Annotated in this window: 12 protein-coding genes and 4 pseudogenes; 9 read left to right on the forward strand and 7 right to left on the reverse strand. The window is 66.4% G+C overall.

Annotated elements, in window-relative coordinates; all coding sequences use genetic code 11:
• Positions 1 to 20: 20 nt before the first annotated feature.
• Positions 21 to 1322 (reverse strand): histidine kinase, encoded by a 1302-nt coding sequence (locus OR16_RS26845; protein WP_158001391.1) that lies wholly within the window; start codon positions 1320 to 1322, stop codon positions 21 to 23.
• A 168-nt stretch (positions 1323 to 1490) separates the two neighbouring features.
• Between OR16_RS26845 and OR16_RS26850 the strand changes: the two genes are divergently transcribed.
• Complete coding sequence (locus tag OR16_RS26850; protein ID WP_006161463.1) at positions 1491 to 3944, forward strand: TonB-dependent receptor; 2454 nt, start codon at positions 1491 to 1493, stop codon at positions 3942 to 3944.
• 131 nt (positions 3945 to 4075) lie between these two features.
• Here OR16_RS26850 and OR16_RS26855 read toward each other — a convergent pair whose 3' ends face one another.
• Positions 4076 to 4516 (reverse strand): hypothetical protein, encoded by a 441-nt coding sequence (locus tag OR16_RS26855; RefSeq protein ID WP_043421247.1) that lies wholly within the window; start codon positions 4514 to 4516, stop codon positions 4076 to 4078.
• A gap of 631 nt (positions 4517 to 5147) precedes the next feature.
• Here OR16_RS26855 and OR16_RS26860 point away from each other — a divergent pair.
• Entirely contained in the window at positions 5148 to 5711 is a 564-nt protein-coding gene (locus tag OR16_RS26860) for a DUF1294 domain-containing protein (protein WP_006161465.1), read from the forward strand.
• 89 nt (positions 5712 to 5800) lie between these two features.
• On the opposite strand, the pseudogene rpoD reads toward OR16_RS26860, so the two are convergent.
• Positions 5801 to 7450 (reverse strand): annotated as a pseudogene (gene rpoD, locus OR16_RS26865) (RNA polymerase sigma factor RpoD); the annotation flags it as partial.
• A gap of 929 nt (positions 7451 to 8379) precedes the next feature.
• Here rpoD and OR16_RS26875 point away from each other — a divergent pair.
• Positions 8380 to 9165, forward strand: coding sequence for a TatD family hydrolase (locus OR16_RS26875; RefSeq protein WP_006161467.1), 786 nt, complete (start codon positions 8380 to 8382; stop codon positions 9163 to 9165).
• A 160-nt stretch (positions 9166 to 9325) separates the two neighbouring features.
• Here OR16_RS26875 and OR16_RS46430 read toward each other — a convergent pair whose 3' ends face one another.
• From OR16_RS46430 to OR16_RS26890, 3 genes and pseudogenes are all read right to left on the reverse strand, one after another.
• Positions 9326 to 11935 carry a c-type cytochrome gene (locus OR16_RS46430; RefSeq protein WP_423739687.1) on the reverse strand — a complete coding sequence of 870 codons (2610 nt, stop codon included), beginning with the start codon at positions 11933 to 11935 and terminating at the stop codon, positions 9326 to 9328.
• A 51-nt stretch (positions 11936 to 11986) separates the two neighbouring features.
• Positions 11987 to 12451: pseudogene (locus tag OR16_RS48420) on the reverse strand (hypothetical protein); the annotation flags it as partial.
• 123 nt (positions 12452 to 12574) lie between these two features.
• On the reverse strand, positions 12575 to 12760 hold the full coding sequence (locus OR16_RS26890; RefSeq protein ID WP_006161469.1) for a DUF2970 domain-containing protein: 186 nt from the start codon (positions 12758 to 12760) through the stop codon (positions 12575 to 12577).
• Between the two features lie 186 nt (positions 12761 to 12946).
• Here OR16_RS26890 and OR16_RS26895 point away from each other — a divergent pair, with 186 nt between their 5' ends.
• Positions 12947 to 13915, forward strand: a complete 969-nt coding sequence (locus tag OR16_RS26895) for a PLP-dependent aminotransferase family protein (protein ID WP_006161470.1) — start codon at positions 12947 to 12949, stop codon at positions 13913 to 13915.
• 6 nt (positions 13916 to 13921) lie between these two features.
• Here OR16_RS26895 and OR16_RS26900 read toward each other — a convergent pair whose 3' ends face one another.
• Complete coding sequence (locus OR16_RS26900; RefSeq protein ID WP_085961320.1) at positions 13922 to 15391, reverse strand: glycine betaine ABC transporter substrate-binding protein; 1470 nt, start codon at positions 15389 to 15391, stop codon at positions 13922 to 13924.
• Between the two features lie 321 nt (positions 15392 to 15712).
• Between OR16_RS26900 and OR16_RS26905 the strand changes: the two genes are divergently transcribed.
• The 5 genes and pseudogenes from OR16_RS26905 to OR16_RS26925 form a co-directional block, all read left to right on the forward strand.
• Complete coding sequence (locus OR16_RS26905; RefSeq protein WP_006161474.1) at positions 15713 to 16777, forward strand: LysR family transcriptional regulator; 1065 nt, start codon at positions 15713 to 15715, stop codon at positions 16775 to 16777.
• Positions 16774 to 18285 (forward strand): NAD(P)-binding domain-containing protein, encoded by a 1512-nt coding sequence (locus OR16_RS26910; protein WP_006161475.1) that lies wholly within the window; start codon positions 16774 to 16776, stop codon positions 18283 to 18285. The genes OR16_RS26905 and OR16_RS26910 overlap by 4 nt, the downstream gene beginning before the upstream one ends.
• Positions 18224 to 19035: pseudogene (locus tag OR16_RS26915) on the forward strand (ABC transporter permease); the annotation flags it as partial. The gene OR16_RS26910 and the pseudogene OR16_RS26915, both read left to right, overlap by 62 nt.
• The gene (locus OR16_RS26920; protein WP_006161476.1) at positions 19032 to 19964 is read left to right on the forward strand and encodes an ABC transporter permease; all 933 of its coding nucleotides are present in this window, start codon (positions 19032 to 19034) and stop codon (positions 19962 to 19964) included. The pseudogene OR16_RS26915 and the gene OR16_RS26920, both read left to right, overlap by 4 nt.
• A pseudogene (locus tag OR16_RS26925) lies at positions 19961 to 20338 on the forward strand (ATP-binding cassette domain-containing protein); the annotation flags it as partial. The gene OR16_RS26920 and the pseudogene OR16_RS26925, both read left to right, overlap by 4 nt.
• Positions 20339 to 20352 lie beyond the last annotated feature (14 nt).

The raw sequence follows: 20352 nt of genomic DNA on the forward strand, positions 1-20352 counted from the left end.
CGCGAGCGGAAAACTTGCACTCAGGCGGCAGCCTGGCGTGGCAAGGGCCGCAGCAGAGGCAGCTTCGATGTGCAGCGTGCCCAGATGGGCCCACGCGCGGCGACGTCGGCAATGCCCTGGCCGTCGTCCTCCACGCTCCAGCGCACCGCCTCCCCTGCGGCCGTGGCGGCAATGCGGATCGCCACGCGGCGCGCGCCGGCATGGCGCATCACGTTGGTCAGCGCCTCCTGCGTCATCCGGTACAGCGTCAGGACCAGGTCCGCGCCCGGCGCCACGCCACCTAGCGCCACCTCATAGTCCACCTGCGTCTGCTGGCCCGGCTGGTCGCGCCAGGCTTGCACCAGGTCTTGCAGCAGGCGCTCCACCGAGGCGAGGCGGCCGTCAGGCTGCACGCCGTGCGGCCGAAGCCGGTGCAGCAAATGGCTTACCTCGCGCTGAATCCTGGCGCAATGCCCGGCCAGGTCGTTGGCCACGAGTTGCAGCACGGGCTCATGGACGCTCTTGCGTACCAGATAGGCGGCATCGGCGCGCATTGCGGTGAGCACCTGGCCGAACTCGTCGTGCAGTTCCCGCGCCAGGCGCGCGCGCTCGCTTTCCTGGGCAGTCAGCAGCTTGCGGCTCAGGGCACGGCGCTCCGCCTGGGTTTCGTCCAGCACACCGGCCAGGTGGTTGAGCGCACGGCGGATCTGGTCCATCTCGCGCGTGCGCATGGGCGGCAGGCGCACGCTGTAGTCCTTGTGTTCATAGCGCCGGATAGCTGCCAGGATCTGTTGCAGGGGGGCGAGCGCCCGTCCCACGGCCCAGTGGATGCCAAACAATAGCAGCGCGCTATAGACGGCTAGCACGGCGAGGTTGCCGGCCACGTCGTCGCTGGCTTCCTGGATTTCGCTCTCCGGATTCCAGCGCAAGGCGGCGCGATAGGTGGCGCCGTCGCGGGTACGTATCTCCCAGCGGCTTTCCAGCCGCGCCGCATCGGCGCTCAGGCCCGCAAGGGCAAGCAGGCCGCCCCAGGCGGAACTATCCCGTGACGCCGGCGCGCTCACCAGCACCTGGCCCTTGGCGTCCTCCAGATGCAGCCACAAGTGGCGCATTTGCGCCGATGCGTTGATGGCACGCAGGGCGGCAAAATGCGCCTCGCGTTCGGCCGGCGCCGCCATCTGCAAGGCCGAGAGGCGCGGAATCAGTAACGCCATGGCGTCCGCGCCACGGCGCTCGTCGCCGATGGCGCGCACCGCGAGCCCTAGCGCGACCACCAGCGCGCAGCACAGGCAGGCCGCGGAGATCCAGATGGCACGGCTTAACAGATAGCGAGACATCGTCATGGCAATGACGCCCCCCTGAAGGTTGCAGTGGCCGGTGGACATCGCCTGCGGATCAGGAGGTTTTCCCGAAGCCCGAGGTACGGAACCTGCTCCCTGTCCCTCGAGTTGTTTTCGCCAGGCCGGCACCCAACGCAGGTGCCGCGGCCAATCATTCCGAGGAGATGCAAGATGCCAGCCAACCTACCTCCGTCCAAACGCAGGGCCGCGCCGGGAGGCGCTGCCCTGCGCCCGGCGTCGCGCCGCGGCGCGCCACGGCGCAGCGCGGTCACCGCCATCGCACTGGCCGTGGCACTGCTGGCCGCCTTGCCCGCTGTTGCACAACAGGACAATGGTGTGCAAATCGGGGACACTGCCACGCTACCCGAAGTCATGGTGGTAGCCACCGCACCGCTGCCGGGCATTGGCGTGGACCGCGATCTGGTGCCGTACACGGTGCAGACAGTCAGCGGCGACACCCTGAACGGCACGCGCACCGGCACCCTGGCCGAATACCTGGCGCGTGACTTCACCGGCGTCAACGTCAACGACATCCAGGGCAGCCCCTTCCAGACCGACATCACCTACCGTGGCTTTCGCGCCTCGTCGATCCCGGGTATGCCGCAGGGGCTGTCCGTCTACCTGGACGGCATCCGCGTCAACGAACCCTTCGGCGACGTAGTCAGTTGGGACATGATCCCCGAGGCCGCGCTCGAGAGCGTCTCGCTGGTTTCCAGCGCCAACCCCGCCTACGGCCTCAACACGCTCGGCGGCGCGCTTGCCATGACCACCCGTTCTGGCCTGACTTCCCCCGGTTTCACCGCCGACCTCTCCTACGGCAGCGGCAACCGCAAGCGCGCCGACCTCTCCGGCGGCATCCGCAGCGACAGCGGCTGGCACGCCTTCGCCGCCGGCACCCTGTTCCAGGAGCACGGCTGGCGCGATCATTCCGAGGGCCGGCTCGGCAACCTGTTCATCAAGGCCGGGTACGAGGGCGAGACCAACAGCTGGGACGTCTCCCTCTTGCACGGGCGCAGCACCCTGATCGGCAACGGGCTGGTGCCCAGCTACCGCGCGAGCGGCAATGCCATGCTGCCCGGGCTCTACGAGAGCAATCGGGGTGCCGTCTATACCTATCCCGACCAAACCGAGAACATGGTGACCCAGGCGGCCCTCAATGGCCGTCACTGGTTCGACGACAAGACCAGCGCCGCCGTGCTCGCCTATGTGCGCACCAGCCGCCGCGACACTACCAACGGGGACGTGAACCCGGTCTACGCTGCTTACACGGAAGACTGCGAAGATGGCTTCAATGCCGACGGCAGCCCGCGCAAGTCCCGCTGCGGCTACACCCGGGACGAAGGCGCGGCGCTGGAAACGGCGGTGCTGAACACGACGCACATGTGGCAGCAGTCCATCGGCATGGCGTTCAGCTTCGCCAAGGAGACGGAAAAGCACCTGCTCAACGCCGGACTGACGTTCGACCGCAGCCGCCTGACGTATTCGCAGTACGAGCAGCTAGGCACCTTTACCGACGACCGCGGCGTGATCGCGGACCCGAATGCACCGAACAAATTGGCCTCCGGCGTCAGCGGCACCTCACGCGCGATTGGCCTGTACCTGTCGGACACCTGGGCCGTGACGCCCAGCACCTTCGTGACTGGTTCGGCCCGGTGGAACCACGTTGCCGTCAGCAATACGCTGCGCAACAGCGACGGCAGCGAGCAGCCAAACGAGAGCTTCACCTACCGCAGGCTGAACCCCGCGCTTGGCGTTACGCAGAAGCTGGGCGCCGGAGTCTCGGTATTTGGCGGCTACGCCCAGAACAACCGCGTGCCGACGGTGCTCGAACTGGGCTGCGCAGATCCCGCCCAGCCCTGTCGCCTGCCGGCCGGCCTGCAAGCCGACCCTTACCTCAAGCAGGTCGTCTCGCACTCTTATGAAGTGGGTGCGCGCTGGCGGCCCTCGAAGGACACGGAAGTGTCCGGCTCGTTCTACCGCATTGATAACCACGACGACATCCTCTTTTTGCGCGCCCCCAATACGCAGCAGGGCTACTTCGCCAACTTCGACCGGACCCGCAACCAGGGCTTCGACCTGTCAGCCCGGCAGCGTTTTGGCAATATCACGCTGCGCCTCGGCTACAGCTATCTCGAAGCCACCTATCAGGCCACCGGGCAACTCGCGGTGGGCGAACGGACCATCGACGTCAAGCCGGGCATGCGCATGGCCGGCCTGCCGCGCCACACCATCAAGCTGGGCGTGGACTGGCAGGCGCTACCGGAACTGACCCTGGGCGCCGATCTGGTTGGCGTGTCCAGCAGCGTTACCAGCGGCAACGAAGACGGTCTGCGCGCCGACCCGCAGCCCGGCAAGGCACCCAAGTACGCGGACTGGAGTACAGCGGGGTATGCCACGGTCAACTTGCGCGCCTCATACCGCGTGAGCAAGGGCCTCGAGGTCTTCGCGCGCGTGTCCAACCTGTTCGACCGGCGCTACGAGACGTATGGGCAGATCTCCAACGACCTCTTTCCCAACGGGAACCTGCTGCGCCCCCACGTGACGCCAGAAGACAACGCAAGCGCACGGTTCGTTGCCCCCGGCGCGCCGCGCAGCGTCTGGGTTGGCATCGTGTATCGCATGTAATCCGACAGCGGGAGCACGATCAAGAGGCTGCACTGGCACCCACCGGGGATCGGCTTGTCTGATGTGGCCCCAGCGCTAGCACCTGAGAGCCAATCGCAAGGCGCGCGCGTGCGCCTTGCGAAGGCGGCCGGCTACCAGTTCAAATGCACGTTCCGCTCGCCTATACGCAATGTGGTGTGCTTATCCACACCGTTATAGGTTGCCACGACCTGGTAAGTCGCCCTCGGCGCCTTGATGAGGCAGCGTGGCCCCGTCGAACGGAAGGATGCTACCTCGACACCATTGCGCGAAAGGGTGATTGCAACGTCGGACAGATACTCTCCGCGCGCGCCTTCGGTAAATAGCAGACCCATATCAAAATCCTTCGACTCCGACTTGAGTGCCTGCTGCTCGTCCTCACCAACGCCGCCGCAAACGTAACTGATTGGGCCTACGATCTGACGCGCAAGATCGGCCGCATGTGCGGCGGGGCCCCAGAACACAGCGAGCGCACCGACCATAAGAGCACAGAGGCTGCCCTGACAGGACTTTTGACTGTGCGGATGATGCCAAATATGATGAGTTGATTGCATGGATAATCTCCAATCAGTCCATACAAATTTGACGTATTAAAATTCAGGTTGTTCCAACTTATTTAAATTGATATTCAACATACAAAATATAAATTGAAATTATAATTCACGTTATATTAATAATTAAATTTATTACACCGCATTCCACGCATGAGCGGATCCCCATGCGTCGCAGCCGGCACGCAGCCCATCTTGTGAATGGCTATCGTCACCGCCTACTACCGACGCTAGCATGCTAGCAGTGCACACAGCCTCCGGCATGCGTCACTCAAACCGCGCCTCCTCATGCAAAGGGGATCATCCAGGAAAGAATGGAGTTCCGCAGCGGCCCAATGGCGTTACACACGGAAATAGGTATTACGATTGCCACACAACCGCGCGCAAATGACAAGATCCCAATTCTGTCGATTCCATTAGGAATTAGACCGAAACCGATCCTATTGCGGTCTCCCAGCCCGTAATTGATCGAAGCTTATATCCACAATGCGATGGATCGATTTTGAATGCGTATGCCATATGCCATATGCAGCCCGCGCCAAGTGCATGATGACCTGCGAGCGGGACGATGTAACATAGTGGCGGTGCGGCGCGGGAGGGCCGCACTTCCCGGATCAAGGACCTACGGACAAGAATGAAAAAAGCGGGCCGCGTCAAATCCTGGCATGCCGACAAGGGCTATGGCTTCATCGATATCCATGCGGACTTGAAAGACATCTTCTTTCACATCACCGCACTGCAGAGCCGTGCCGTCAAGCCCAAGCCTGGCGACCGCGTGACGTTTGAGTTGGGCAAGGGCAAGGACGGCCGCATGCAAGCCACCAGTGTCTCGCAGGGCCAGGCGAGCCGGGTGCACCTGTTGCCTGCCACCATGGCGGCAGCGGCGCTGATGGCCATTTGGGGCGGCGCCCTTAGCGGATACTTGCCACGCCATGCCGGCCTCGTCAGCCTTGTGATGAGTGCCGTTGCCTTCCTTGCCTACGCGTTCGACAAGAACAGCGCCAAACGCGATGCAAGGCGCACGCCCGAGGCCAGGCTGCACTTCCTGGCGCTGTGCGGCGGCTGGCCGGGCGCGCTTGCCGCGCAGCACCTGCTGCGCCACAAGAATCGGAAGCAAGCGTTCCAGCTGGTTTTCTGGGGCACCGTTGCCTTGAACCTTGGCGCCCTCGTCGCGTGCAAGACGTATCTGCCGGACTGAAACAACAAAGGGGGTTACGGCTTTCCACTTCGCCGTAACCCCCTTCGCCTTGCGTCCGCCTGGCGCGCGCCTGCGCGCCGGAACCCTGCTTAGCCTTCCTTCAGGAACGCCTTCAGATGGTCCGCGCGGCTGGGATGCCGCATCTTCTTCATCGCCTTGCTTTCAATCTGGCGAATCCGTTCGCGCGTCACATCGAACTGCTTGCCGACTTCTTCCAACGTGTAGTCGGTAGACATGTCGATGCCAAAACGCATGCGCAGCACCTTGGCCTCGCGCGGCGTCAGGTCGTCGAGCATTTCGCGCACGGTTGCGCGCAGGCTCGCGTGCAACGCGGCTTCCGCGGGAGAGGCGGTGTCGGAGTCGGCAATCATGTCGCCCAGGCTCGTGTCGCCGTCTTCGCCAACCGGCGTTTCCATCGAAACCGGTTCCTTCGCGATCTTCATGATCGAGCGGACCTTCTCCTCGGGCATTTCCATGCGCTCGGCCAGGGCTGCGGGATCCGCTGCCTTGCCGGTGCGCTGCATGATTTCGCGCGAGATCCGGTTGAGCTTGTTGATCGTCTCGATCATATGCACCGGCACGCGGATGGTCCGGGCCTGGTCGGCAATCGCGCGCGTCACGGCCTGGCGAACCCACCAGGTTGCATAGGTGGAGAATTTCCAGCCGCGGCGGTACTCGAACTTGTCGACCGCCTTCATCAAGCCGATATTGCCTTCCTGGATCAGGTCCAGGAACTGCATGCCGCGATTCACGTACTTCTTGGCGATCGAGATCACCAGGCGCAGGTTGGCTTGCGTCATCTCGTGCTTGGCCTGGCGCATCTGGCGCTCGGCCGCCAGCATCTGACGATTCACCAGCTTGAGTTCGGACAGCGGCAGCACCACGCGGGCGTGGATGTCGATCAGCTTTTGCTGATACGCCTCGAGGTCCGGCAGGCTGCGCGAGACGGAGTCGCTGTACGAACGCGACTCGCCGGCGATCGCACGGCCCCAGGCAAGATTGGTCTCGTTGCCAGGGAAGCGCTCGATGAACTCGTCACGGGGCATGCCGCAGCGCTCGACCATCAGTTGCAGGATCTGGCGCTCGACCACGCGCACTTCTTCCACCACCGTCTGCACATCGGCGCACAGGCGCTCGATGGTCTTTGCGGTAAAGCGGATCGACTTGAGTTCTTCCCGAACCGCGAGTTGCGCAACGAGGAAGCCTTCCGACTCCACGCCATGCGCGGTATAGGCCTTGCGCATGGCTTCGAAATGATTGGCGACGCGCGCGAAGCGGGTCAGGCAGTCGTCACGCAGCTTGGCCAGGCTGGCAGTTTCGTTGGCTTGCGCGGCCGCACCTTCGTCGACAGGCTCATCCGAGGCGCTCTCGTCCTCGGCGACGGGTTCGTCGCGGCTGGTGTCCTCTTCGGCTTCGGCAACGTCGCCTTCCCCTTCGATCAGGCCGTCAACCAGTTCATCGATGCGCGCCTCGTCGCGGGCGACCCGCTCCGACAGCTCAAGAATCGTCGCGATGGTGGACGGGCAGGCGGCGATGGCGTGCACCATGCGGTTCAGGCCGTCCTCGATGCGCTTGGCGATCTCCACTTCCTGCTTGCGGGTCAGCAGCGTTGCCGAGCTCATTTCCCGCATGTACATCCGCACCGGATCGGTGGTGCGGCCGAATTCCGAGTCAACCGTCGAGAGCGCGACTTCCGCCTCTTCATCGGCCTGGTCATCCGACGCGGCGACCGCGCTGTCGCGGCGGGATCAGCTTGAGTCGTGGACGCCGCACCCCTGCCGACAGGCTTTTTGCCGGTCAATGCTGTCTTTGTTTCTGCCACCGTCCGTTGTGCGCCACTCGCCATTAACTGCTGCTCCCTTGCTGAATTACTTCTTAACTGTCGCTGTTGCCCGTACGAGGGTACACCCAACACACCTCGGCTGTGAAAGCCGTCACAGGATGGGTACCTGTCGAGAGATGCATGGCTGACGCCACCACTACCGGGTTCTCCCAGTATGGTGGTCCGTGCTCGTTTAGGCCAAAGGGCGATATTCTACATTCGTTGGTGCGATGCAGCACGTGCTAAAAGTAGTTTACCGCGTTGCCGAGGCCCTTCGGCCCCTCTTAAATTTGCGTTGCCAGGCCACTCCATGCTAGGCAATTGCCCCACTTTTACGCACAAAACGGGCAATTCATCCGAAAAATGTGCCCCAAAAGGCTTATTTAGCCTCACCGGGATCGATATCCGGAAGCACCGTCAAGATTTACATACAGATTTGTTTTTTTCTTGCCGGCCAGGCTACCGGGCCTGGAAAGGCCGGTTTCTTCCCTTGCTCAGACGGACATCGCGCCATGCCGGTCCGCGACAAGGCCAACCGGGAACGTCGCCTACAGAGGTATAGACCACTGCGATGTTTTTCAAGTGCGCGCCGGCGTTGCACATCGCGTGGCCCACGAGCAACAGCGCGATCAACTCGCTCGCACTGTCAACTCGCTCGCACTGTCCTTGCGATGCTGGGCACCAACGTATACCGACGGCAGTCTGGCCAGGTCCTCAAGGCTGCCTTTGTACTTGACGACGGGATCCAGCCCCGCCCGCCGCGCGACTGCGTGGGCACGGCACCCAAGGGTTAGACTGCATGCCTGCGAGCCGCCGCCCCCCATTCCCTTAGCCTTAGCCAGAGACATGCACCTGATCGACATCGGCGTGAATTTCCACTCCTCTCAGATTGCCCCGCACACCGACGTGATCCTCGAGCGGGCCACGGCAGCGGGCGTGGCCGCCATCCTTGCCACCGGCACCTCGCTGGAATCGAGCCGAAAGGCACGCGACCTGGCCAGCCGGCACCCCGATTTTCTCTTTGCCACAGCCGGCATTCACCCGCACAGCGCCAAGGACTGGTCGCCGACGGTCCTGCAGTCCCTACAGGCGCTCTGGGAGAGCCCCGAGGTGGTGGCAATCGGGGAATGCGGGCTGGACTACAACCGCAACTTCTCTACGCCCGCAGACCAGCGCCACGCCTTCGAGGCACAACTCGCGGCGGCGGTACGCTGGAAGAAGCCGCTGTTCCTCCATTGCCGGGACGCCTTCGATGATTTCCACGCCATGGTCGCACCCGCCGTGCGCGCGGGCGCCCACGGCGTGGTGCACTGCTTCACCGGCGCAGCCGATGAGGCAGCCGCTTTCGTCGCGCTAGGCCTGGACATCGGCATCACCGGCTGGGTCACGGATCTCAAGCGCGGCCAGGCACTGCGGGAGGCCGTGCAAGCCATCCCGCTCGAGCACCTGCACCTGGAGACGGATGCCCCCTATCTCGGCCCGAAGAACCACAAGAACCGGCGGCCTTACAACGAGCCCGCCAACCTGCCCTGGATCGCGCAAGCGGTCGCCGAGCTGAAGGGACTGAGCATGCGCGAAGTGGCGGATCAGTGCACCCGCAACAGCCGCCGCCTGTTCGGCATTCCGGCCTGATGCACCCCACCCCCACCAGCAACTTCGGGCTTCGCGCCTGAAGCGGGAAGAATTCTTCGGCTATGGCGCCTAGCACAACGCGTTGCGCTTGTGCGCCTTCCAGCGCGACTATCTCGCGTCGCGACCACGGCAGCGCTGAACCACCGCAGCCGCCCCCCCATCAGCCAGGCAACTCGCCCACCGCCCTCCACGCCTGGTCAATGGCGGACGTCAGTGACGGGCTGCCCGCGCAGTCGCTGTTGGCGATCACCACATTGCCAGCGTGGGCGCGCGAGCGATCCAGCACGGCCTGCGCTGCCGCCTCGTCCTCGAACAAGCTGTTGGGCATGTAGCTGTAGCCGTGCGCCCAGCGGTTGACCGTGATGCCCCGGATGACGTCCTTGCCAGCAAATCCGCCTGGCGCCAGCATGCGGCCGAGCTGACTGCGCACGCCCCTCTCCAGCTCGGCGAACGGCGTACCCAGCAGGAAGGCCCGTCCCGCGCGGAAGCGCTCGCGTGCCTGCATGCCGCTGTCCGGCACGGTGGGCACATAGAGCATGTGCAGCACCACCGGATCGGCCGGACGCGCGCCGGCCGGCTTCTCCAGCCACAGGTCGGTGTAGGCCATGGCCGGCGCGTGGATGCGGCTGGTCTTGAGCGCCTCGAAGGCGCGCCAGTTGTCGAGCGCCACCTTGGTGTAGACCACGGGCGCCTTCACGTCGGAGCGCAATGCCTGCTTTTGCGCATCCGGCAGGCCGGGCATGATGAACGGGATCATCATGTTGTAGCCGGCCAGCACCACGTGCGCGGCTTCGACCCGGTGCAGATTGCCGTTCCAGCCGTAAGTCACGCGCGTGATGCGCTGGTCGGGCTCGATGGCGATGGCCGTGCTGTTCAGCCGCACCTTCACTTTCGCATCCTCGGTATCGAGCCGGCTGTAGTCGAAGCTGGCCGCGCCGATCGCGTCGGGGCTGGCGGTGCTTGCCACGCCCGGGATCAGGCTCTGCACCAGCAGCCGCGCCAGCGTGGCGTTGCCGTCGGCAAACCAGAGCTTGGATGCGGGCGACTTGCCAAGGCGCGGATTCAGGCTGGGCGGTGGCATGTTCTTGCCGGCCGGCAGGCCGATGGCCAGCGCGTCGAACACGGACACGCCGTCGGCGTCGAGCGCATAGGCATCGTTGCTGCGGCTGCGCAAGAAGCGCTGGCCGTCCAGCCCCAGGCCGGCCTTCTCGCGCAGGAAAGCCGCATAGCTGGTGCGCTTCAAATAGGCCAGCCGCTCGCCATCGCTCATGCCAGCCAGGTAATCCGTGCCGCCATCGGCCAGCCGCGCCAGCGCGGCGCGGTCTTGCCGGGGCAACGGTGCCTTGTCGAGGAAGGCCTTGAAGGCAACGGCATCCGCAGGCTGCGTGCCTGTCCCCTGCGTGCCTGTCCCATTGCGGGCATCGATCAGCCCCGCAAACGGATCGCCGGCAAGCAACTGGTCCCGGCCAAAATGCTCTTGGTCGAAAAACACCGAGCGGCCCATGCCCAGCTCGCGGTAAGGGTCGCGTTCGGCGGCTTGATGGCGCTTTGCGTCCACACCAAGACCAGCCAGCAGCGTGGCCACCGCGCGGCTGTCCAGCGCGCTCGGCGGCATCTCCGCGCTGCCGCCGTACGTCACCAGTTTCTGCCCGCGCACGGTGAACTCGTTGCGCTTGGCATGCCCGCCGAAATCGTCGTGGTTGTCCAGGATCAGGATGCGCTTGCCGGCGCCAAAGCGGCGCTGGTAGAACCACGCGGCCGCCAGCCCGCTGAGCCCGCCGCCTACCACCACCAGGTCGTAGACTTCGCGCGCCATCACGGCCGGATACTTGGCGCCCTCGCGGGCCAGGCTGTGCGCGAGCGTATAGGTGCCCGCATGGTTGCCGCGCAGCCCGGTCAGCGCGGGCGGGTAGCCAACGCCGCGTTCGGCGGCCTGCAATAGCGCGGCGCGGCGGGCGGCGATAGCCGCTTCGTTGACCCGGCTGGCGTGGTTGCCCCAGCCGGCGCGGATAAAGGTCAACACGTTCGCCAGCTCCTGGTTGTCCAGCGTCCAGCCATAGCCGGGCATGTGGTAATCGGTCGCCGCGGTGCCCACGTGCGCGGTCACGGCGCCGTCGAGCAGCAGGTTGGCCAGCGAGGACGGATCGGGATCCACCACGGTGGGATTGCCCGCCAGTGGCGGGAAAACGCGTGCAAAGCCCTTGCCGTTGGCGCCATGGCAGGGCATGCAGAACTCGGCGTACTGGCGCGCGCCGGTGGCGTCGAAACGGCCTTGCGCGAGCGTGTCGGCAGTGCTGGCGTCATACACATACGGCGTTTCGTCGCTGCGCGCGCCAGGCACGGATTTGAGGTACAGGGCAACGGCATCCAGGTCCGGGCGGGTCATGAACTGCGTGGACGACGCAATCACCTCGGACATCGGGCCAAAGGAAGTCGCGTGTGCATTGCGCCCGGTATGCAGGTATTCGGCAATGTCCTCGCGCGACCAGCCGCCCAGCCCGGTGCGTGGATCGCCGCGCAGGTTGGTGGAGGCCCAGCCCTCCACGCTGGCGCCGGCGAGGAAATGCCGGCTGCGCTCGTCCAGCCCCTTCTCAGCCATCAGCGTGCCGCGCGGTGTATGGCAGGCGCCGCAGTGGGCCACCGCCTGGACCAGGTAGGCGCCGCGATTCCATTGGACGCTCTGGCCCGCGTCAGTGCGCACTGGCCCGGACTCCAGGAACAGCCAGTTCCAGACGCGCAACAGCCAGCGCATGCCAAACGGCCAGCGCATCTCGGGCTCGGCGGTTTGCTGCCGCACCGCCGTCACTTCGGTGCGCAGATAGGCGTATAGCGCCTGCACGTCCGGCTCGGCGAGCTTGGCGTAGGACGGGTAGGGCATGGCGGGATACAGCCGCTTGCCATGCCTGGCCACGCCTGTGCGCAGCGCGCGATCGAATTCCTCGAACGAGTACGCGCCGATGCCGCTGTCCAGGTCCGGCGTGATGTTGGTCGAATAGACGGTGCCGACGCCGGTTTTCAACGGCAAGCCGCCAGCAAAGGGCGCGCCGCCGGCGCTGGTGTGGCAGGCCGCGCAGTTGGCTACCTTGGCCAGGTAGCGGCCGCGCTCGATCTGCGCCGCGCTGGGAGGCTGGGGGGATTCAGCGGCCGCGATGGCAGCCGCGGGCACCAGGCAAGGCGCCAGCAGCAAGGTGGCGCAGATAGCGCGCAGGTGCCGGGTCAAGCGAGCGGAAACGAGATTGGCAAAGGCGTTGGCGGTCGAGGAGAACCGCCTCAAGGCAAGGCTCATGGGGCTGATTATCGTTTTAAGTGCCGCGCCCAGGTTCGCTGCGGCAAACGTGGCGCGGCCCGCGCGCGGCGGGCAAGGGCATAGTGGCGGCAGGCCGGTGCGGCCCGGCGGATGCGGGATGGCTCAGGCGTGGGTCACCGCCCAATGGGCCAGCGACACGAGCAGCAGCACCAGCCCCGCCGCCAGCGCCACGCCTGTCAGGATCAGCGGCACCGGCCGCACGGCCTGCAGGTCGCGCCTATGTTCCTGGCCCTTGCGCAGGCCAAGGAATCCCCACAACACCGTTTGCACCAATCTCAAGGGGTTCATTTCGTTGTTCCTTACAGGCTTGCCAATCGCCGCGTGACCTTGCGGCACCTTGGCTTTTGGTAGTTACGGGCGATTATGGCGTCGCCAGGCAAGGAATAACAGAATCAGATCTGCGATAATTTTGCGTATCAGTTTGAGCGCCTGATACTGCGCTTATCGTTACCCACGGCAACGCCCCCTGCCCCAATGAAGCGCTACGAAGAACTGGCGGAAACGCTGGCCAAGGACATTCGCAACGGCAACCTGCCGCCAGGCACCAAGATGCCGTCGATTCGCAAGACCGTGATCCAGTACGGCGTGAGCCCCGCCACCGCGTTCCAGGCTTACTACCGGCTGGAGGAGCGCGGCCTGGTGCGCGCACGCGAGCGCTCCGGCTATTACGTGACCGGCCAGGTCGGCCGGCCGCTCCCGCAACCGGCCGCGCGGCCCTCGCACCAGGTCTCGACCGATGTCGATATCTCCAAGCTGGTCTTCTCGGTGCTGGATGCCGCGCGCGATCCGCAGCTGATCCAGCTTGGCTCGGCCTTCCCTTCGCCCGAACTGTTTCCCTGGGAGCGGCTGGGCAAACCGCTGATCGAGGACGACGTCTATGGCGAACTGTATTTTGGCGATCGCTGCCCCCTGCCCGCCAAGGCCTTCGACCAGGAAGGTCTGGTCATGCATTGCAGTTCGTTTTCCAAGACGCTGGCGCCGGGCTTCCGGGTCGGCTGGGTGGCGCCCGGACAGTATGGCGAGGCGATCAAGCGGCTGCGGCTGATGACCACGCTGTCGGCGGGCGTGCCCACGCAGGTGGCGCTGGCCGAGTATCTGCAGAACGGCGGCTACGACAAGCACCTGCGGCGCCTGCGCCATCTGCTGGAGATGCAGCAGGGCCAGCTGATCGCGGCCATCGGCCGGCATTTCCCGGACAACGTGCGAGTCTCGCAGCCCGCCGGCGGGTACTTCCTGTGGGTGGAGTTTGCCGCCGGATTCGACGCGCTGGCGCTGCATCGCGCGGCGCTGGAACAGGGCATCGGCATTGCGCCAGGCCCGATCTTCTCGGCGCGGCAAGGCTATCGCAACTGCATCCGCCTGAACTACGGCCACTTGTGGAGCGATGCGGTGGAAGCCGCCGTGGCCAAGCTGGGGCAGTTGGCGAAGGCGCAACTGCAATAGGGAGGGTCAGGCGGCCGCCCCACCCCGGGCGTGCCTGCCCAGATACCATTCCCCCAACTCGAACCCGGCCTGCACCAGCAGCGCAAGCACGGCGGCCGGGATGGCGCCCGCCATCAGCAGCACATGATCGTTGAGCGCCAGCCCGGTGGCGATGCGCTCGCCATAGCCGCCGGCACCGACAAAGGCGGCAATGGTGGCGGTGCCCACGCTGATGATGGCGGCGGTCTTGATGCCGGCCAGCAGCACGGGCATCGACAGCGGCAGCTCCACATAGCGCAGCACCTGCCGGGGCGTAAAACCCAGGGCGCGCGCCGCTTCGCGCATGCCGGACGGCACCTGCTGAAGGCCGGTCAGCGTGTTGCGCACGATAGGCAGCAGCGCATAGAGGAACAACGCCACCATCGCCGGCCACACGCCGATGCGCCCCAGCAGCGGGATCAGCATTGCCAGCAAGGCCAGCGAAGGCACGGTCTGCAACACGCTGACCGCAGCCATCAGCACCTGCCCCAGCCGCTGCCGGCGCGCGGCGACGATGCCCAGCGGCACGCCCAGCAAGGTGGCCGCGCCAACCGCGCCCAGCACCAGGGCCAGGTGGCGCCAGGTCAGGCGCACGGTATCGCGGCCGAACAAGGTGCCGGCGAGTCCGGCGCGAGCCCCTGCCGATGCGTCCGGCGCGCCGGCGCTCCCCCGCGCCAGGAAGGCCCGCGCCACGGTGGCGAAGGATTGCCCGTCCAGTTCCGCCGCGGCATTCATCGCGATCATGTCCGCCGCGCTGACCTTGCCGGCCAGCCCCGTCAATGCCTGCCATGCCGCCGGGAAACGCTGCGGCAGGTCCAGCCGGTAGAGCACCACGGCGTCGTAGCGGGGAAAGTAGTGCTGGTCGTCCGTCAGCACGCGCAGCCCGTACTTGCGGATCTTCGCGTCGGTGGAATAGATATCGATGGCATCGACTTGCCCGCTGGCCAGGGCTTCGTAGGCCACGCCGTGGTCCAGCCCAAGCGGCCGCTGGCGCAAGCCATAGCGCTTGGCCAGCCCGGGCCAGCCGTCCACGCGCCCGAGGAACTCATGCGACAGCCCGAGGCGCAGTTGCGGCTGCGCGGCCAGGTCGCCCAGCGCCGCCAGCCCGAGCTGGCGGGCCTTGTGCTCCTCCACGGCGAGCGCATAGGTGTTCTCGAAGCCAAGTGGAATTCCCGCCGCCAGGCCCAGCGGCGCCAGCGCCTGGTTGATCTGCGCCAGGCTGGCGCCGGCGGGCAGCTTGAGGATTTCGCTGGAAACGGTGCCGGTGTAGTCGGGATACAGGTCGATGCTGCCAGCCTTGAGTGCCTCGAACACGATCGCCGTATTGCCAAGGCCGGGCGTGTGCTGCGCGCTGGCGTGGGCAGCAGCGGTCTGGGTCAGCACCTCGCCGAGGATGTAGGACTCGGTAAAGCGCTTGGAGCCGACCCGCATGGTATCGGCGTGTGCCGTACAGGCCATGCCGAGCAGCGACAGGCAGGCCAATGCCCGGCACAGGAGCAAGGCCAGCCAAGGCTCGGTACGGCGCGGGCATCCTGGATGCAAGGTCAACTGAAGCGTTCTCCTGGGCGGGGTACGTGGCATGCGGGCTGCCGGGCGGGTTCATCACATGATACGTGCACGGGCGCCAAAGCAACGGCCGCAACGCCCACGACGTCCGCGGGCGCCCGCTCATCCGCCGCGCGCTGCATGAGTACATACGAAAATAGTATTTGCAATACGAATGCTAGCGGGGTGAGAATCCACAAAACACATACATCGCATCAGCGACTTCAGGCCCCCATGGAAATCCGGCAACTGGAAGCCTTTGCGGCAGTCATGACCAGCGGCAGCGTGACCGCCGCGGGGCGCCTGCTGGGGCGCTCCCAGCCGGCCATCACGCGCCTGATCCAGGAACTGGAGAGCGAGATCGGCTTTGCGCTGTTCGCCCGCAGCGGTCCGCGCGTAAGCCCGACGGAACGCGGCTTCCTGCTGTATGAGGAAGTGGAGCATGCGCTGGTTGGCCTGCAGCAGATCCGCGCCCGCGCCGCCGAAATCGCCCGCGAGGAAAACCGCTCGCTGCAGATCGCGGCCACGCCGGCCTTGGCGGCGGGGCTGTTGCCCCTGGCCCTGGCCAGCCACCGGCCGGACCATGCCGCTGCCGCAACGGGCGCAGCGGGCGCAGCGGGCAGGATGGCAGGCTTGCCCGGCCATGCCAGCCACATCCACATCAATAGTGCTTCCCCCGAAAAAGTCGTGCATTCGGTGCTGACCGGCGCGGCCGAGATCGGGCTGACCAGCCTGCCGCTGGAGCATCGCGGCGTGACCGTGCACTGGATCGGGCAGGCTGCCTGCGTGGCCGCGGTACGCGCCGACGATCCCCTGGCGGCGCAGGCCACCATTGCGCTATCGGCCTGCAGCGGCCGGCGCATCGTCACCATGCAGAACCCCTACCGGCTGCGCCGCCGCCTGGACGAGGCGTTTGCCCGCGCCGGGGTGGAGCCGGCCGCGCTGATCGATACCAATTCCTCGCTCAATGCGCTCACCGCCGTGCGCGCCGGGCTGGGCATTGCCGTGCTGGAGCCCGTGACCGCGCGCGGTGTGCCGCTGGCGGACATCATGGTGCGCCCGATCGATGCCGACATTCCCTTTTACTTTGGCGTGATCACCCCCCAGGCCAGGCCCGCCAGCGCGGCCGTGCTGGCACTGATCGACACGCTGGCCGACGCGGCCCGCGCGCTGCTGCCGGATTTCACCCGGCGCGGCCCGGAACAGCACGGCGCGCTGCTGCAAGCCCTGTATGGCGACCCCACCGCCACCGAGCCGGCCGCCGGCACGCCCTACGACACGGAACACACCGACCTATGAACTCGCCCGCTGACACCCCCCCGGCCGCCGCCAACGCCGCCGGCCTTGCCGCCCTGGAAGCGCGCCTGCGCCAGGACCTGTCCTGGCTGGAACTCCCGGCCAAGAGCTGGACCGTGGCGCGCACGCATGACGGCGAGCCGGTGCTGGACGTCGCCGTGATCGGCGGCGGCATGGCCGGCATGGCCGCGGCGGCTACGCTCAAGCATCTTGGCATCGACGCGCGCATCTTCGACCGCGCGCCGGAAGGCTTCGAAGGCCCGTGGGCCACCACCGCGCGCATGGAAACGCTGCGCTCTCCCAAGCAGCTCACCGGCCCCGCGCTCGGCCTGCCCGCCCTGACCTTCCGCGCCTGGTTCGAGGCCCAGTTCGGCACGGTGGCCTGGGAGGCGCTGGACAAGATTCCGCGCCTGCAATGGATGGACTACCTGCGCTGGTACCGTCGCGTGCTGGACCTGGACGTGCGCAACGAACACGTGGTCGAGCGGATCGTGCCACGCGCCGACGACCTGGTGGTCTTGCAAGTGCGCTCGCCCGCCGGCGTGCACACCGTGCTGGCGCGGCGCGTGGTGCTGGCCACCGGCCGCGACGGCCTTGGCGGTGCCCATGTACCCCCCTTTGCACAGGACCTGCCGCGCTCGCGCTGGGCGCATTCGAGCGATGCGTTCGACTACAGCACCTTGCGCGGCAAGCGCGTGGGCGTGATCGGCGCCGGCGCGTCAGCCATGGATAGCGCCGCTACGGCGCTGGAAGCGGGTGCGGCCAGTGTGGATCTGCTGATCCGGCGCGCCGACATCCCGCGCGTCAACAAGGGCAAGGGCGCGGGCAACCCCGGCCTCACGCATGGCCACCCGGGCCTGCCCGACGACTGGAAATGGCGCATCCGCCATTACATCAACGCGCAGCAGGTGCCGCCGCCGCGCGGCAGCACGCTGCGCGTCTCCCGGCACGAGAACGCACGCTTCAACCTGGCCTGTCCCATCGAGCGCGTCGAACAAGCCGGCGACGCGCTGCTGGTGCACACGCCCAAGGGCGCGTTCGAGCTGGATTTCCTGATCTTCTCCACGGGCTTTCGCATCGCGCTGGAATCGCGCGAGGAATTCAGCGCCTTCGCCCGCCATATCCGCTACTGGCGCGACCGCTACACGCCGGCCACGGGGCAGGAAGACCAGGAATTGTCGGACTCGCCGGACCTTGGCCCCGCCTTCGAATTCCTGGAGAAGACCACGCACGCGTGCCCGGGCCTGTCGCGCATCCACTGCTTCTGCTATCCGGCGGCGCTGACGCACGGCACGGTGTCGGGCGACATCCCCGCCATCAGCGACGGCGCCAGACGCCTCGGCCAGGGCATCGCCGCGCTGCTCTACCAGGAGGACGTGGCGCTGCACTACGCCAATATGGAAGCCTTTGCCGAACCCGAGGTGTGGGGCGATGAGTGGGTGCCGGCCGGAGTATCTCTCGTTCCTGCACGGCGCCCTGCACGGCAACCTGGGCAACAGCTTCGTCTATAACGTGCCCGCCATCCAGCTCATCCTGCAGCGGCTGCCCGCCACGCTGGAGCTCGCCGTGGCGGCGCTGCTGCTGGCGGTGTTCGTGGGCGTGCCGTGCGGCCTCTTTGCCGGGCTGTACCCGGAACACCCGGTCTCGCGCGTGCTAATGACCAGCAGCATCGTCGGCTTCTCGTTGCCCACCTTCTGGGTCGGGCTGATGCTGATTTCTGGGTCGGGCTGATGCTGATCATGGCCTTCAGCGTGCGGCTTGGCTGGCTGCCCTCGGGCGGGCGCGGCGCCACCGCCGAGTGGCTGGGCGTGCCTTGGTCGTGGCTCACCGCCGACGGCCTGCGCCACCTGATCCTGCCGGCTATCAACCTGTCGCTGTTCAAGGTGTCGCTGGTGCTGCGGCTGACCCGCGCCGGCGTGCGCGAGGTGCTGCCCCAGGACTGGGTCAAGTTCGCGCGCGCCAAGGGCTTGTCGCCGACCCGCGTGGTGCTTGGGCACGTGCTGCGCAACACGATGATTCCGCTGGTGACCGTGCTGGGGCTGGAATTCGGCTCGACCATCGCGTTTGCGGTGGTGACCGAGAGCATCTTCGCCTGGCCAGGCGCCGGCAAGCTGATCCTCGACAGCATCAACGCGCTGGACCGCCCGGTGATCGTCTCCTACCTGATCGTGGTGGTGTGCCTGTTTGTCACGCTGAACCTGATCGTGGACATTCTCTACAAGCTGCTCGACCCGCGCGTGCGGCTGGAGGCCGCCACATGAGCGCCATCGACAACCCCGCCACAGCCGCCCCGGCGGCGCCCCAGGCGCTGCGCCGCGAATCGCCGTGGCGCCGGATGGCGGCGGATTTCTTCGCCTCGCGCACCGCCGTGTTCGGCCTGGTGCTGCTGGTGACCCTGGTGCTGGCCGCGCTCTTCGCGCCGCTGGTCACGCCGCAGAATCCGTACGACCTGCTCCAGCTCGACGTCATGGACGCGCGCCTTGCGCCCGGCACGCCAAGCGGCACCGGCACTTACAACTACTGGCTCGGCACTGACGGCCAGGGGCGCGACATTTTCTCCGGGATCCTCTACGGCCTGCGCATCAGCCTGAGCGTGGGCGTGGGCTCGGCGCTGATCGCCGGCGTCATCGGCACCCTGCTGGGCCTGCTGGCCGCCTACGCCGGCGGCCGGGTGGACAGCGTCATCATGCGCACCGTGGACCTGCTGCTGTCGTTCCCGTCGATCCTGGTCGCGATGATGATCCTGGCCTTCCTCGGCAAGGGCGTGACCAATGTGGTGCTCACGCTCGTGATCCTGGAATGGGCCTACTACGCCCGCGCCGCGCGCGGCCAGGCGCTGGTGGAAAGCCGGCGCGAGTACGTGGAGGCGGCGCGCGGCCAGGGCATTTCCAACTGGCGCATCGTGGTGGGCCATATCCTGCCGAACTGCCTGCCGCCGCTGATCGTGATTGCCTCGCTGCAGGTGGCGCGCGCCATCACGCTGGAGGCCACGCTGTCGTTCCTCGGCCTGGGCGTGCCGGTGACCGAGCCCTCGCTGGGCCTGCTGATCGCCAATGGCTACCAGTTCATGCTGTCCGACGAGTACTGGATCAGCTTCTTCCCCGGCATCGCGCTGCTGGTCACGGTGGTGGCCATCAACCTGGTGGGCGACCGCCTGCGCGACGTGCTCAACCCGAGGTTGCAGAAATGAGCGCGCCGGACATCAATCACGCCATGCCGACCCTGGAAGTGCGCCACCTGCGCACGCACTTCGAAACCCGCGCCGGCGTGCTGCCGGCAGTCGATGACGTTTCCTTCGCCGTGCCGCGCGGCCGCATCCTCGGGCTGGTGGGCGAATCCGGCTCCGGCAAATCGGTCACCGGCTTTTCCATCATGGGCCTGGTCGACGCGCCGGGACGCATCGTTGGCGGCGAGATCCTGTTCCAGGGCCGGGAGTTGACCCGGATGCGGCCCGCCGAGCTGCGCCAGCTGCAGGGCAACCGCATCGCGATGATCTTCCAGGACCCGATGATGACGCTGAACCCGGTCCTGCGCATCGACACGCAGATGATCGAGGCCGTCCGTGGCGCATAGACAAA

This window comes from Cupriavidus basilensis OR16, assembly GCF_000243095.1.
Taxonomy (GTDB): Bacteria; Pseudomonadota; Gammaproteobacteria; order Burkholderiales; family Burkholderiaceae; genus Cupriavidus; species Cupriavidus basilensis_D.

What these genes read in the sequence shown, in the direction of transcription:
- OR16_RS46430 (WP_423739687.1), bottom strand. Translation starts at nt 11,935, where the DNA reads ATGCGCTGGCCGTTTGGCATGCGCTGGCTGTTGCGCGTCTGGAACTGG.
- OR16_RS26900 (WP_085961320.1), bottom strand. Translation starts at nt 15,391, where the DNA reads ATGGCCTGTACGGCACACGCCGATACCATGCGGGTCGGCTCCAAGCGC.
- OR16_RS26905 (WP_006161474.1), top strand. Translation starts at nt 15,713, where the DNA reads ATGGAAATCCGGCAACTGGAAGCCTTTGCGGCAGTCATGACCAGCGGC.
- OR16_RS26875 (WP_006161467.1), top strand. Translation starts at nt 8,380, where the DNA reads ATGCACCTGATCGACATCGGCGTGAATTTCCACTCCTCTCAGATTGCC.
- OR16_RS26855 (WP_043421247.1), bottom strand. Translation starts at nt 4,516, where the DNA reads ATGCAATCAACTCATCATATTTGGCATCATCCGCACAGTCAAAAGTCC.
- OR16_RS26895 (WP_006161470.1), top strand. Translation starts at nt 12,947, where the DNA reads ATGAAGCGCTACGAAGAACTGGCGGAAACGCTGGCCAAGGACATTCGC.
- OR16_RS26920 (WP_006161476.1), top strand. Translation starts at nt 19,032, where the DNA reads ATGAGCGCCATCGACAACCCCGCCACAGCCGCCCCGGCGGCGCCCCAG.
- OR16_RS26860 (WP_006161465.1), top strand. Translation starts at nt 5,148, where the DNA reads ATGAAAAAAGCGGGCCGCGTCAAATCCTGGCATGCCGACAAGGGCTAT.
- OR16_RS26845 (WP_158001391.1), bottom strand. Translation starts at nt 1,322, where the DNA reads ATGACGATGTCTCGCTATCTGTTAAGCCGTGCCATCTGGATCTCCGCG.
- OR16_RS26890 (WP_006161469.1), bottom strand. Translation starts at nt 12,760, where the DNA reads ATGAACCCCTTGAGATTGGTGCAAACGGTGTTGTGGGGATTCCTTGGC.
- OR16_RS26910 (WP_006161475.1), top strand. Translation starts at nt 16,774, where the DNA reads ATGAACTCGCCCGCTGACACCCCCCCGGCCGCCGCCAACGCCGCCGGC.
- OR16_RS26850 (WP_006161463.1), top strand. Translation starts at nt 1,491, where the DNA reads ATGCCAGCCAACCTACCTCCGTCCAAACGCAGGGCCGCGCCGGGAGGC.